Below are 12,415 nucleotides of genomic sequence, written 5' to 3'. Positions count from 1 at the left end.
ATCGACCGATGAGGTACGTCACACCCGGGCGGACCGGTCCGGCGCGAATATTCGCTCGGCGTTCCCTTCCAGAATCGCCCGTGCGTCCGCGGCCGCGATACTCGGATCGGAGATGTAATCGATCGCGCGCACGAAGACCTTGTCATTCTCGTACGGGAAATCGGTGCCCAGGATCAGGCGGTCCGCACCGAAGGATTCGATGGCGGCCTTCAGTGCGGGCAGATGACCGTGCCCGACCGTGTCGTACCACATCCGGCGCGCCAGCACGCTCGGCGCTTCGGGCGTCTGCGGCGCCTCCCACAGGTACTGATTGTCGGCCCGCTGCAACAGCATCGGCAGTGCGCCGCCCAGATGTGAGTTGATGATTCTGATATTCGGATAGCGCAGCGGAAAACCGGCGGTGATCAATTGCATGACGCTGATGGTGTCCTCGATCGGCGCACCCGCCATCCAGGTGAGGTGGTAATCGCGAATCAGTGGCGAGCACGCGCTGTTACCGGCCGGATGCAGATACAGCACGGTCCCGCGCCGATCGAGTTCGGCGAATACCGGCGCGAATTCGGGATCCACCAGCGCGCGATCGAGCACCGTGGTGTTCATGGCCACGCCCACCATGCCCAAATCGTCCAGTGCCCGGCCTATTTCGGCGATGGACTCGCTGATATGCGGCAGCGGTGCGGACGCGAAGGCCAGGAATCGATCCGGATACGCGGCCACCACCCCGGCGTACTGGTCGTTCACGAATCTCGCTGCGGCGACGGCCTTTTCGCGGTCCGTCCCGTAGGGGTTCTGCGGTGCGGTGGACAGCACCTGCATATCGACACCGGCCCGGTCCATCAGCAGCAGCCGGGCCTCGAGTTCCGCGCCGCCGCCCGCGCCCATACCGCGCTGGGTATCGGTATCGGTCTTGCCGAGGTCCACCAGCAGGTCCAGATAGTCATCGGTCCAAAAATGCGCGTGCACATCGATTCGCATGCAATCCTCCTGTTCCGATTCCCGATCGGTCCTGCGCGCACACCCGTCGTATCCGAGCGGTGTCCGATCGACTGATCTCAGCCTAGGAGCGGTGTGCGTCGCCGCACGCCACCCATCAGGGGTGAAGACCGCACGGATGCCACACATCGGGCCCGGGTGGAGCGCGGTGCGGGCCTGTTCACCCGAAATGCGTGAGGCGCGGATACGCACTCGATTCGTAGCGTGCGAGCAGGCTCGATCACCGTGGTCGACGCGTTCCGGGAGGAAGGTCGCCATGACCGCTGGCAGGAGATATCGGCTGGAGGTTCTCACGCTGTGCCTCGCCGCCGGCGTCGCGGGGCTGGCGGTGACGGTGCCGATCGATTTCCGCTGGCTGGCGCACGGATCGGCGCTGGACCTGCAGATGCTGGTGTTCAGCACACCGCGTGCGACGGCGACCGCGGCCCTCGCGGCGGTCGGGGTGGCGGCGCTGTGCACCGCGATCACCATTCGCACGGTCTGGCTGCTCGCGTGGTTCTGCGGTCTGCTGCTCCTGCTCACCCACCTGGTGGCGCACCGGGTGACCTTCGGATTGGCGACCTTCGGTTTCGCGGACGCGATCGTGAGTGGCGCGCTGCTGGGCGCGCTGGTCGTACTGTCCGCGGGGCGGCGTGCGGCGCTGGCGGGCACGCTGCTCGGTGCGCTGTCCGGCATCGTGACCGGGAATCGAATCACCGTGCCGGGCAGTGGAGTTCAATCGCACGAGGTGGTGCGGTGGGCGCTGATCGATCCACCGCCCTTCCTGCTGATCGTGGTCACGGTGGGATTGCTCGGCGGCTGTGCGTGGCTGAACCGGGACGCGGATGCCGTTCCGGTGGTGGAGATTCCGCTGCGCCCGGTGGGCGCGGTGCTGGTCCTGGTCATCGCATCGCTGCTGCGGTCGGAATGGCTGGCGGCCCAGGAGGATTGGGCGGCGCGGATAATCGGCGGCAGTGTGCTGATCGTGATCGCGACCTCGGTCGCGGCACTACTGTTACCGGGCCGCGACGGTGTGCTGATCGCCCTCGCGGTGGCGTTCACCGCCGCGGGCGGGGCGGTGGGCCTGGGGCTGCGGCCGGGCTGGATGATTCCGCTGCTGGTTATCGCGGTGGCGGCGGGCCTGGCCGCGGGGATGCGTTGGCCGCGCCCACTGCTAGCGGTGCTGGCCACCATCGCATTGGCGGTGTTCGAAGCTCTCACCGTGGCGCCGGACGGATCCGCGTCCCTGTCGGCGGTCGGTGCCGCCGCGGTCGCGACGGTCGGCGGCTACTGTTTCGGAGTCGTAGTGCCGCAGGAGCTTTCGAGCATGACAGTGGCGTTGGTGACGTTGATCGCCCCCGCGCTGGTTGCCGTGGTGACCAGCAGGCGCTACGACCATGCGGGCCTGTCGAAAGTGTGGACGCACAGCCCGCCGGACGAGTCCTGGGTGCCGGGCTGGATCGCGGTCGCGGTCACCGTCGCCTGCGGTGCGCTGACAGTGACGCTGACGCACACCCGCGCCCGGCAGCATCGGTCAGGGTATGAGGCGGAAGCCGTTCTCGAAATCGACGTTCACCAGATCCCCGCGCCCGCCCAGTCCCAGCTTCGAGAAGATATGCGAGAGATGGTTTCCCACGGTCCGGGGACTGATCAACAGCCGCGCGGCGATCTCCCGGTTGGTGAGCCCGGTGGCCGCCAGCCGGGCCACCTGCAATTCCTGAGCGGTCAGCACGGTGGCGGGATCGGAATCCGAGCGAACGGCGCCCACGGTGGTGCGATCACCGGCCATGACGATTTCGCGCTCGGCGCGCTCGGCCCACGGAAGCGCACCCAGCCGTTCGAAGGTGTTGTGCGCCAGATGTAATTGCTCCAGCGCCGCCCGGCGGCGGCGCATTCGGCGCAGCCATTCCCCGAACTGCAGTTGGATACGGGCATAGGTGAACGGTCGCTGAGCGGGCGCGATGCGCAGCGCCTCCAGGAACAGCGCCTCGGCCTCCGCATCGGTCGCCAGCAGCGCGCGCACCCGGGCGGCGTCCGCCGATGCCCATGCGGCAGTGGTGAGTCCGGCGTGCGCGGTGAGAATCTCCAGGTATTCGCGGGCGGGCTCGAACCGGCCGAGCCGCACGGCGGCCTCGGCGGCATCGGCCGCGCTCAGCACGACGATGGTGGACTGATGCGCGAAATGCTCCGGGGCGCGGATCGTTCGGAGCAGTTCGAAGGCATCGTCGGGCCGTCCGGCGCCCAGCGCGGCGAGCGCTCGGCACCAGTACGCGTCCGCGGCGAGCGGATGGAATCGGATCGGGCGCGCGAAAGCCAGCGCCCGATCGGTGAGGTCGAGCGCGGTCGCCTCGTCACCGCGCAGCGCCGCTATGAAACCCATTGCGACATAACAGTATGCGGGCGTCTGGCGGCCGCCGAAGTCCTCGGAGAGCCGCAGTCCCTCGATGGCGTTCGCGATGGCGTCATCCCAGCGGCCGACCGTGATCTCGAGCATCGCCTGCTGGCCGAGTGAATAGCCGAGCCAGGTGACCGGTCCCTCGGTGCGCATTCGTTCGATACTTTCCCGATACAGGCGCAATGCGTGGGCTTCGCCTCCGACGGCGATCGCGACCTCGGCGATCGGCAACCGGGACGGCGGCAGGTCGGTGCCGCTGTCCACCGTGCGCGCGGCGATCGCGCCGAGCTGGGACGCGGTGAGCGGATCGCTCAGCGCCCAGCTCGCGCGCAGCGCCAAATGCCGGAGTTCATCGGCGAAGCGTGGTTCGGCGGATTCGGCGTCGCGCAACAGCAGTCGGCGCGCCCGCGCGGTATCGCCCTGCCCCAGTTCGAACAGTCCGGTCAGGCCACCGCCCGCCGCCCCGACCACATCGGCCCCGGCCCGATCCTCGGCCGCCTCGAGCAGTTCGCGCGCCGATTCGGTGTCACCGCCGTCCCAGGCCGCGCGTGCCGCCCGGGCCAGCCGGTGCGCGGCCGCGGCCGTATCGGGTGAGAGCGCGGCGGCCCGGCGATAGATCCGCGCCGCCGCCAGCGCGCCGCCCCGGGCCCAGGCCCGCTCGGCGGCATCGTCCAGCATCGCGGCGATGGTCTCGTCCGGTTCGGTGGCGGTCGCCGCCACATGCCAGTCATGTCGCTCGCGGTCGGTGTCCGCGTACACCCGGGCCAGTGCGGCGTGCACGGTGCGCCGCAGCTCCGGATCCGCGCTGTCGTACACCGCCGCGCGAATCAGCGGGTGGTCCACCGTTATTCGGCCGTCGGCGGGCCGCAGCAGCTCGGAATTCAGTGCGGCGGAGAAGTTTTCGGCGGTGACGCCGAGCAGTTCGGCCGCATGTGCGACGGTGCGGGCGTCCGCGCCGTCATCGGCGGCCGCGATGAGCGCGATGATCCGTTCGCTCTCGGGCAGTTCGCGTAGCCGCGCGTCGAATGAGGCTCGTAGGCGTGGACCGAGCGCGATATGGGAACTCGCCGCCGGGCTCAGCGTCACGCCCGCGTCGCGGCTCAGTTCCATCAGCGCGAGCGGGTTGCCGTCGGTGAGCCGGACCAGCGTACTGGTGCGTGCCCGGCTCAACCTCGGATTGTGTTCGGCGACAAGCTGTTCGGCACTCGCACTGTCCAGGCCACGGATCGGCAGGACGGGGGTCGGCTCACCGGTCTCGCTGTAGGTTCCCGGATGTGCCGCGACGAGCATGGCGATCGGTTCCTCCGCGATACGCCGCGAGACGAATCGAAGACAGTTCCGGCTCGGCTGATCGAGTAGCTGCAGATCGTCGATGACCACCAGGACGGGCCGGTCCCCGGCCAGTTCGGAGAGCAGTGTCAGCACCGCGACGCCCAGCAGTAGCCGGTCTCCGCTGTGCCCGCCCAATCCCAGCGCACCCCGCAGTACCGTCGCCTGCGCGCTCGGCAGCTCATCGATTCGATCGAGTATCGGCCACAGCAGTTGATGCAGTCCGGCGAAGGCCAGCTCGGTCTCACTCGGCACACCGCGGCAGGTCAGCACCCGGAAGTCGGCGGCCTGGGCGGTCGCGTAGCGCAGGAGCGTGGTCTTGCCGATCCCGGGCTCGCCCACCAGGATCATCGCCGATCCCTTCCCGTCCCGGGCCAGCGACAACACCCGATCCAGTTCCTCGCGTTCGCGTTCGCGCCCGTACAGGCGCGCTGCGGAACCAGTGTGCTGCGGCATCGGAGAGGAATGCTCCCTTCGCGATCGATCGACGCTGAACCGGGGCTGCCGTCGCAGCTTATCCAGGCCACCCGTGGGCAACTTGTTGAACGATATCGTCTAACAAATTCAAGATCGTATCCGATCCGCTATCGCACGGGTGTGGGCTGGGGAAATGTCCACTGCCCGTTGAGTATCGAGGGCTCCGGCTCATAGAGTCGGACCATGTAGTTCAATCCGGGCATGATCGGCAGGCAATTGCCGGGTCGCGCGTCGCAACCGCCGAAACGGATGTCGACCGAGCCGTCCGGATTGGTCGCGGCGGTGACATTGTTGATCGAATAGGCGTTCAGCGGGTTGGCTTGGAAGTAGCCCTCGGCGTTGTACAGGCTGATCGACCAGAATCCTTTCACCGGAACGTCTTTCACGTGCAGGGTGTAGTCCGTCGCGCCGTCGTTCCCGGCCGGGGTGACCGTGAGGTACACCGCGTCCCGCAGCGGATTGCCGCCCCAGGCGGAGGCCGCGCCGATGAGGTGCTGGATCGGATCGACCTCATCCCTCGGGCCGAACGCGCCATTGGTGTTCGGCAGGGTCCCCGCCAGGGTCAGCAGGGCATCGCGCACGACCTTCTGGCTCACCGGATCCCACTGCGGAATCTCGAATGTGCCGGGGCCGGTGGGTTGTTCGACCTTGATCGCGTCCTGTAACCGGTGCACGGTGTCCAGATCGGCGGGACTGTTCGGGTCGACGAAGGTGCGTACGGCGAGCATGAGATAGCGGGTGCCGATCTCGTCCCGGTCGAAGGTGTAGCTGCCGGATTTGTACACCACCTGGTGGGTGTACTCGTCCTCGTCGAGGACCTGCATGGCCATATATCGCGTACCGGAATCGGGCAGGGTGACGGTGACCGGACCGGCGTCGAGATCGAACACCGCCGAGGAGTACAGCGTGTCCCGGTTGGGACGCACGACCGTCTGGCCGTCGATCGGCATCAGCTCGCGATTGTGGTGAAATCGCCCGAATCCGCCCGACTCGACACTGCGCGAGAATTCCATATCTGTTTCGGCGCGCACGAAGTTCTCCGGCGTCACCGTCAGTGGTTGCCCGAGCGGATAGGTCGGCGCGGCTGCCGCCGAGGATGGCGAACCGGAGGATGTCGCGGTGCCGTCCGGCGATTTCCCGGAGCTGCCGCAGGCGGTCACCGCGACCAGTACGGCGGCGGCCAGGCCGGAGATCATCATGAGTTTCTTCACGACTGCGAGCGTGGCATCGCTCCAGGTCAGGCGGCTCACCCACAGCGGGTGATCTGTCCCGCGCGGGCCTCGCCCGTTTCGTCACCGAATAGCCGGGTAGGTCCGTTTCGGGTCGATTCCCGGCTCACCGAGTTCGCTCGATGGAAGGAATGACACATGAGTGCCACCGACAAGGCCAAGAACAAGGCTGAGGAAATCGCCGGTAAGGCCAAGGAGAAGCTCGGTCAGGTGACCGGCGATCGCGAACAGGAGCGAGAGGGTAAGACCGACCAGGTCAAGTCCGACTTCAAGGACGCGGGCGAGAAGGTCAAGGACGCTTTCAAGCACTGACCCGGGGCCCGTCCCGAAATCCGTGTTGCCCGGACCCCGAAGGTGTCCGGGCACTGCGGTTTTCGGGATAGCCGTGATCGCGATGTCCTAGGTGCGGATGAGCAGCACCAGGGCCGCCGACACCACCGCCAGCACCAGTGCGGCCAGGCCGTAGGCCAGGCGCGGTGTGCGGAGTGCGGGCAGGTACCGGTCCAGCGCGTAAGCGCCCGGACCGGTGAGGGTCAGCGTGGCCGCCGCCGCGGTCAGCAGCAGTTCGTATTCCACGCCCTTGGGCGCGAAGAACCCGCCACCCCATTTGACCGCGAGCGCATTGAGCAGCGTGCCGACCACGGCCGCACCCGCGAGTGGGGTCAGCAGGCCCAGCGCCAAGCCCAGACCGCCGAAAGTCTCGGTGAGACCGGCGATTACGGCCATGGTGCGCGCGGCGGGGTAACCGCTCGAATCGAAGAAGGCCGCGGTGCCGTCGATACCGCCACCGCTGAACCAGCCGAAGAGTTTCTGCGCACCGTGCGCGGCCATGGTCAACCCGACCACCAGGCGCAGCACCAGCAGTCCCACGTCGTAGGGTGCGGTGCGGGTGGTGTCGACGCCGATCGCGGCGGGTTTGGTCAGCGCGGAAATCGTGGACATGAGAACGCCTTTCGCGGAGGGCCGGGATCAGCCGAGTTGGATGGAGCGACGCGCCATGCCGAACCAGTAACCGTCGATGACGGTGCGGACGGTGTCCAGATCGGACTCGCCGGCCCCGAGGGCGACGAACAGCGGCGCGAAGTGTTCGGTGCGCGGATGCGCGAGTTCGGCTCCCGGTGCGGTGTGCCGGAAGTTCAGGAGTGCGTCGATATCGTTGGCGGCCAGCGCTTCCCGGCCCCACTGATCGAATTCGACGGTGAAGGAGTAGGCGTGCTCGTCATCGCCGGTCATGGCGCGCAGATTGTGGGTGAAGAACCCGCTGCCCACGATGAGCACGCCCTGTGCGCGCAGCGGTGCGAGCTTGCGGCCCACCTCGAGTAGCGCCCGCGGATCCAGGGTCGGGATCGACAGTTGCAGGATCGGCACGTCGGCGTCCGGATACATCTCCTTGAGCGGCACATAGGCCCCGTGATCCAGCCCGCGATCCGGGAACTCCTGCACGGTCGTACCGGGGCCGCTCAGCAGCGCCCGAACTTCGGCGGCGAGTTCCGGCGCTCCCGGTGCGGCGTATGTGACATCGTAATAACGCTTTTCGAAGCCGCCGAAGTCGTACACCAGCGGGGTCACGGTGGTGGCTCCGAGCGCGATCGGCGCGGTCTCCCAATGCGCGGACACCACCAGCACCGCGCGCGGCCGGGGCAGCGCACCCGCCCAGGCGGCCAATTCGCCGGGCCAGCGCGGATGATCCGCCAAAGGCGGCGCTCCGTGCGAGAGGTACAGCACGGGCATCGCCCGATCCTCGCCTGTCATCGCGTTCTCCTCCGCCGGTGATGTTCAAATTTGAACAACTAGCACGCTAGCAGGCTGTTCAAATTTGAACAACCGGGGCTATGCTGGCGGTTGTGCACGATCCACAGTGGTTGAACGATCGCGAGATGCGGACCTGGCAGAGCTTCCTGGCGGCCGGGGCGCTGGTGGGGCGCGAGGTGGAACGACACCTCAAACAGGAGGGTTTCTCGCACACCCAGTACGAGGTGCTGGTCCGGCTGGCCGAGGCCCCCGGCGGTGCGGTGCGCATGACCGAACTCGCCGATGCCCTCTACACCTCCAAGAGCGGCCTGAACTATCAGGTCACGCTCTTGGAGAAGGCCGGTCTGGTGCGGCGCGAGAACTGCCCGACCGATGTGCGCGGGGTGCTCGCGGTGCTGACCGATGCGGGCCGGTCCAGGCTGGCCGAGATCGCGCCCGGTCATGTCGACACGGTGCGCCGGGCGCTGATCGACGTGCTCACGCCCGCGCAGCAGCAGGCCATCGCCGATGGCCTGGGTGAGGTCGGCAACCGCCTCGCCGGGTCCTAGTCGGGGTGTCCTAGCCGATGCTGGCGGACAGGTCCGGGATCATCCGGTACGCCTCGTCCTGCCAGTTGTTCCAGGCGTGAATGCCGAAGGCCGGGAACGAGTACGAGACATTGCCCGCGCCCAGCGAAGCCATGCGAACCTGGAAGGCGCGAGTGTTGGCCAGTGCCAGCGCTTCCAGCGCCATACCGTTCACGGTGCCCATATTCGGGCCGTCCATGGCGGTGGGCCGCCCGCTCGCCGCGGCCACGTAGACCCGGGTGTTATTGGCGACCAGCTGCGGTGCGAAGACGAACGGATCCATCCGCAGCCACTGCGGTCCCCACGGCGGAGCCATCGAATCGACGTTGTAGCCACCGGCATCGATCATGGCCAGTCGAATGGCCTCGCGCATACCGGGCGCGGAGATATTGAGGTAGCCGGAGTACGAACCGGCGAAGCTGAACTGATCCGGGTGGTAGGCGGCCAGCGTGAGGGCCGCGCTGCCGCCCATGGACAGGCCGAAGATGCCATTGCGATTGGGGTTGAAACCCAGTCGATCGCGCAGTGCCCAGCGCAGATCATTGGTCAGGAAGGTCTCCCAGGTATAGCGGTAGCTCTTACCCGGACCACCCGACAGGGCATCGGTCGCACCGGAGCCGGTATTGGCCGAGCCGGTGCCCGCGGGGATACCCAGGAATTCGCTGGGTGCGTTCCAGTCGGTGTAGAAACTCGATTGACCACCCACGGGCATGACCACGTTGATGTTCCACGATGCCAGCGTCTCCGCGACATTGGTCTCGATTTCCCAGCCGTTCAGACCTTCGCCCGCGCGCATGCCGTCGAGGGCGTAGACCACGCGATTGGTATTGCCGTCCGCGGCGCGCAGCACGCGAGTCTTGATGGGGCCCATCGAGGGTGAGTCCACCCAGAAGTCGAACGCGGCGGGATTGAACGCCGCCGACGCTTTCGCGCCACTGCCCAAAACGGTTGTCCCCAAGGGGATGAGCAGCGCCAATGCCAGAAACAGCGCTGTTCGCCGGATCGGGCCGCCGCGTCTTTCGGTCGAATTCGTTCTACCGCGAATCGATCTCATCGATCGGGTCCTCTCGCTCGAGCGGTCATGGCGACCGCAGGGCCATTCGGATCCGGTCCCCGCACCGGGCGCGGAGCGAGCGCGGCGCCGGAGGCAGTTTCCGTCACCACGCTCGCTCGAACACCTATCGTCCTGCGGCACGGAAACGTTGCTAAATAGTTGCTTAAAGTTTGTGTGACGCAGCGCACGTGGCGATCGGACGAATCGGACAGGGCTCCGCGGCACATCACGTACCGCGCGGTACGCAAGTGGTACGTGCGCACCGTTCTGTGATCGCATGTGCGAGTGGGAGACGAGATCACACCCTCCGCCGGGTCTCTGGACGGAACCGAAACGGGTAGTTGGCGTTTCAGCCCCGGCGGGCGCGTCGATGATTTCGGCACGTACCGATTCGTCTGTCCGGTGCCCGGCTGTCCCTGGTTCCACGACGAGAACACCACGCAGGCGAATCCGGGCTGGCGCGATCGGGTCGGGGCCGCCGTCGACGCGCATATCGCCGCACTGCATCCACACTGGATCATCGAGTGATTCGACTTGAGCCACTGCGGCTTTCGCATTCCGCCGCGCTCGCGATCCACCTCTGCACAGAGTGTGCCCGGGCCGCGACAAGCACGCACCGCCCGGCTACGCTACGGCCATGCCGTACGTAAGTACCGATGGTGCCCGTATCTTCTACACCGATTCCGGTGGTCAGGACCGGCCGGCCGTGGTGCTGGGTCACGGGTTCTTCATGGACCTGTCGATGTTCGCGCCGCAGGCCGAGTACCTGGAGGCGCGCGGGTTCCGGGTGCTGTGCTGGGACGCGCGCGGCCACGGTGCGACCGACTCGGACCCCGAGCAGTCCTTCACCTACTGGGATTCGGCGCGCGATATGTTCGCCGTGATGGACGCCGCGGGCGTCGAGCACGCCGTACTCGGTGGCATGTCACAGGGCGGGTACGCGGTGCTGCGCGCCGCACTGCTGGCTCCCGAACGCGTCGACGCGCTGCTGCTGTTCGATACCGAGGCCAGCGATTCCCCTGAAGAGCAGCGGGAAGAGTATCGCGGCCTGTTCGCCGCGTGGACCAATCCCGAGGTGCCGATCGGCCAGCTGTCCGAGGGGCTGGCCGGTCAGCTCATCGGCGGTACCGTGGTCGATCAGTCGCCGTGGCGCTACAAGTGGGCCGCGAGCGACCGCACCGCGATCCGCGCCGCCGCGCAGACCCTGATCGAGCGCGAGTCACTGCTCGATCGGCTTCCCGAGATCACCTGCCCCGCACTGGTTCTGCGCGGTGAGCACGATGGTTCCAGTACCGCGGAGAAGTCCGCGGCGCTGGCGGCCGGACTGCCCGCCTCGGGTCCGGTGGTGACCATTCCCGATGCCGGGCACGCCGCCAACTGGACCGCGCCCGACCTGGTCAACGACGCGCTGGGGGAGTTCCTCACTCGGTTAACAAGCTCGCCGGTCCGTTGAACGGCTGCCGGATGCCGATGAACCATTGAAATGGCGCGTCGACACCCGGCACATCGGTGATCCGGACGCGCACGCTGTACGGCTCGAGCGTGTCCGGATCGCGCAGATGCATGAGCGGTTGATGCCGTTCGAAATCCACCCGCTCGGCCAGGTACATGGCCCGGAACTCCTCGCACGAGCTGAGCTGGGCGAGCAGTTCCATCGCCCATTCGGGATCCTGGTAGCGGCCCATATGCCAGCGGAACCAGTTTACCGTCAGGCGCGCCTCGTCCTCCCATTCGAGCATCACCCGGCGTGATTCGGGCACCAGGAAGAACCACACCAGGATATTGACCACATCCAGCAGCCGGGGATATGCGCGATCGTAGGTTTCATTGACCCACAGCACATTCCAGCGCTCGTCGATATAACCGGACAGGTGCGGCATGAGATCGTCCGCGGCGGCGCGCAGATCATCGGTGATCAGGGTGAGCATGGCGGTGACGGGCATCGGGTCGTGCGTGCGCGGACCGGGGGTTTTGGGGGCCGCGAGATTGTGCATGTGCTGTCGTTCGGCCGGGGTGAGTTCCAGTGCGCGGGCGATCGCGTCCACGACCTCGGGGCTGGGTGACACCTTCTCGCGCTGCTCGATCTGGGCGATATAGCTGGCGCTGACATCGCAGCGGGCGGCCAGGGCGGGGCGGCTGAGCCCCCGCGGATGTTCGGGCGGTCGCGGAAAGGTGCGGTGGGTTCGGACGAAGTCGGCAAGATTGGGGGCCAGCAGCTGGTCGGCTATGAATCCCCCCGGCGCGGAGTGGCCAGCATTCACGATCAGGACACTACCCGTTGGGCGGCCCCTCGACCGAGCGACCATCTGTTCCGGTTCACGAACCTCGCCCCGAAAGTTCGAATCTCGTTCGCCGCTCGGTGCCGCCCCGCGGCCGTACCCGGCACCACCCTCTGGTCAGAGGTACCTCTTGTCAGCGTGTCTCACACACCTTTACCGGCGCGATCTCCCGTGATGGGATTGCCTGCGGTCGCGATCTCTGATCGAGGCCGAAGTGAAGGGCAATTGCACTGCAGTACAGCACATTTCGCTAGTGCCTCGGCTGTGTCGCACCTCACAGTTCGCCCGCCCGGCGCCGTGCGGGAGTTCCGGCGCGAGGGCTGCGCGAAGGGGGCGCAGTCCTCGCGAACGGGCCGTGCTGC

The 12,415-nt window shown here is 67.2% G+C and carries 11 protein-coding genes; 4 read left to right on the top strand and 7 right to left on the bottom strand.

Translation table 11 applies throughout. The annotated features are described in order from the left end of the window. Positions 1-18 precede the first annotated feature (18 nt). The 3 genes from ACFC0O_RS02060 to ACFC0O_RS02050 all read right to left on the bottom strand — a co-directional run bounded on the left by ACFC0O_RS02060 (position 19) and on the right by ACFC0O_RS02050 (position 6,222). Positions 19-975, bottom strand: a complete 957-nt coding sequence (locus tag ACFC0O_RS02060) for an amidohydrolase family protein (RefSeq protein ID WP_375953032.1) — start codon at positions 973-975, stop codon at positions 19-21. A gap of 1,531 nt (positions 976-2,506) precedes the next feature. Continuing rightward, positions 2,507-5,152 (bottom strand): AAA family ATPase, encoded by a 2,646-nt coding sequence (locus ACFC0O_RS02055; RefSeq protein ID WP_375953030.1) that lies wholly within the window; start codon positions 5,150-5,152, stop codon positions 2,507-2,509. 128 nt (positions 5,153-5,280) lie between these two features. Next, positions 5,281-6,222: a DUF1254 domain-containing protein gene (locus tag ACFC0O_RS02050; protein ID WP_375955895.1), complete on the bottom strand. Its 942-nt coding sequence runs from the start codon at positions 6,220-6,222 to the stop codon at positions 5,281-5,283. A 318-nt stretch (positions 6,223-6,540) separates the two neighbouring features. On the opposite strand from ACFC0O_RS02050, the gene ACFC0O_RS02045 reads away from it, so the two are divergent. Further along, positions 6,541-6,714, top strand: a complete 174-nt coding sequence (locus ACFC0O_RS02045) for a CsbD family protein (RefSeq protein ID WP_375953028.1) — start codon at positions 6,541-6,543, stop codon at positions 6,712-6,714. A gap of 87 nt (positions 6,715-6,801) precedes the next feature. On the opposite strand, the gene ACFC0O_RS02040 is transcribed toward ACFC0O_RS02045, so the two are convergent. Together ACFC0O_RS02040 and ACFC0O_RS02035 are read right to left on the bottom strand one after the other, a co-directional pair. Beyond that, a complete protein-coding gene (locus ACFC0O_RS02040) occupies positions 6,802-7,344 on the bottom strand; it encodes a DoxX family protein (RefSeq protein ID WP_375953027.1) in 543 nt (180 codons plus the stop codon). A gap of 27 nt (positions 7,345-7,371) precedes the next feature. Then, positions 7,372-8,154, bottom strand: coding sequence for a dioxygenase (locus tag ACFC0O_RS02035; protein ID WP_375953025.1), 783 nt, complete (start codon positions 8,152-8,154; stop codon positions 7,372-7,374). 92 nt (positions 8,155-8,246) lie between these two features. On the opposite strand from ACFC0O_RS02035, the gene ACFC0O_RS02030 reads away from it, so the two are divergent. Beyond that, on the top strand, positions 8,247-8,702 hold the full coding sequence (locus ACFC0O_RS02030; RefSeq protein ID WP_375953023.1) for a MarR family winged helix-turn-helix transcriptional regulator: 456 nt from the start codon (positions 8,247-8,249) through the stop codon (positions 8,700-8,702). Between the two features lie 10 nt (positions 8,703-8,712). Here ACFC0O_RS02030 and ACFC0O_RS02025 read toward each other — a convergent pair whose 3' ends face one another. Further along, positions 8,713-9,774: an alpha/beta hydrolase gene (locus ACFC0O_RS02025; protein WP_375953021.1), complete on the bottom strand. Its 1,062-nt coding sequence runs from the start codon at positions 9,772-9,774 to the stop codon at positions 8,713-8,715. Between the two features lie 285 nt (positions 9,775-10,059). Here ACFC0O_RS02025 and ACFC0O_RS02020 point away from each other — a divergent pair, with 285 nt between their 5' ends. Both ACFC0O_RS02020 and ACFC0O_RS02015 read left to right on the top strand, forming a co-directional pair. Further along, positions 10,060-10,302, top strand: a complete 243-nt coding sequence (locus tag ACFC0O_RS02020) for a hypothetical protein (RefSeq protein WP_364635591.1) — start codon at positions 10,060-10,062, stop codon at positions 10,300-10,302. Between the two features lie 109 nt (positions 10,303-10,411). Further along, positions 10,412-11,227: an alpha/beta fold hydrolase gene (locus ACFC0O_RS02015; protein ID WP_375953019.1), complete on the top strand. Its 816-nt coding sequence runs from the start codon at positions 10,412-10,414 to the stop codon at positions 11,225-11,227. On the opposite strand, the gene ACFC0O_RS02010 is transcribed toward ACFC0O_RS02015, so the two are convergent. After that, positions 11,196-12,035, bottom strand: a complete 840-nt coding sequence (locus tag ACFC0O_RS02010; RefSeq protein ID WP_375953017.1) for a helix-turn-helix domain-containing protein — start codon at positions 12,033-12,035, stop codon at positions 11,196-11,198. The two genes, ACFC0O_RS02015 and ACFC0O_RS02010, sit on opposite strands and share 32 nt — an antisense overlap. Positions 12,036-12,415 lie beyond the last annotated feature (380 nt).

The sequence above is a fragment of the Nocardia sp. NPDC056100 genome (genome assembly GCF_042266325.1).
GTDB lineage: Bacteria > Actinomycetota > Actinomycetes > Mycobacteriales > Mycobacteriaceae > Nocardia.
This window is presented reverse-complemented; position numbering and strand designations above follow the sequence as displayed.

What these genes read in the sequence shown, in the direction of transcription:
- ACFC0O_RS02060 (WP_375953032.1), bottom strand. Translation starts at nt 975, where the DNA reads ATGCGAATCGATGTGCACGCGCATTTTTGGACCGATGACTATCTGGAC.
- ACFC0O_RS02055 (WP_375953030.1), bottom strand. Translation starts at nt 5,152, where the DNA reads ATGCCGCAGCACACTGGTTCCGCAGCGCGCCTGTACGGGCGCGAACGC.
- ACFC0O_RS02045 (WP_375953028.1), top strand. Translation starts at nt 6,541, where the DNA reads ATGAGTGCCACCGACAAGGCCAAGAACAAGGCTGAGGAAATCGCCGGT.
- ACFC0O_RS02040 (WP_375953027.1), bottom strand. Translation starts at nt 7,344, where the DNA reads ATGTCCACGATTTCCGCGCTGACCAAACCCGCCGCGATCGGCGTCGAC.
- ACFC0O_RS02035 (WP_375953025.1), bottom strand. Translation starts at nt 8,154, where the DNA reads ATGACAGGCGAGGATCGGGCGATGCCCGTGCTGTACCTCTCGCACGGA.
- ACFC0O_RS02025 (WP_375953021.1), bottom strand. Translation starts at nt 9,774, where the DNA reads ATGAGATCGATTCGCGGTAGAACGAATTCGACCGAAAGACGCGGCGGC.
- ACFC0O_RS02015 (WP_375953019.1), top strand. Translation starts at nt 10,412, where the DNA reads ATGCCGTACGTAAGTACCGATGGTGCCCGTATCTTCTACACCGATTCC.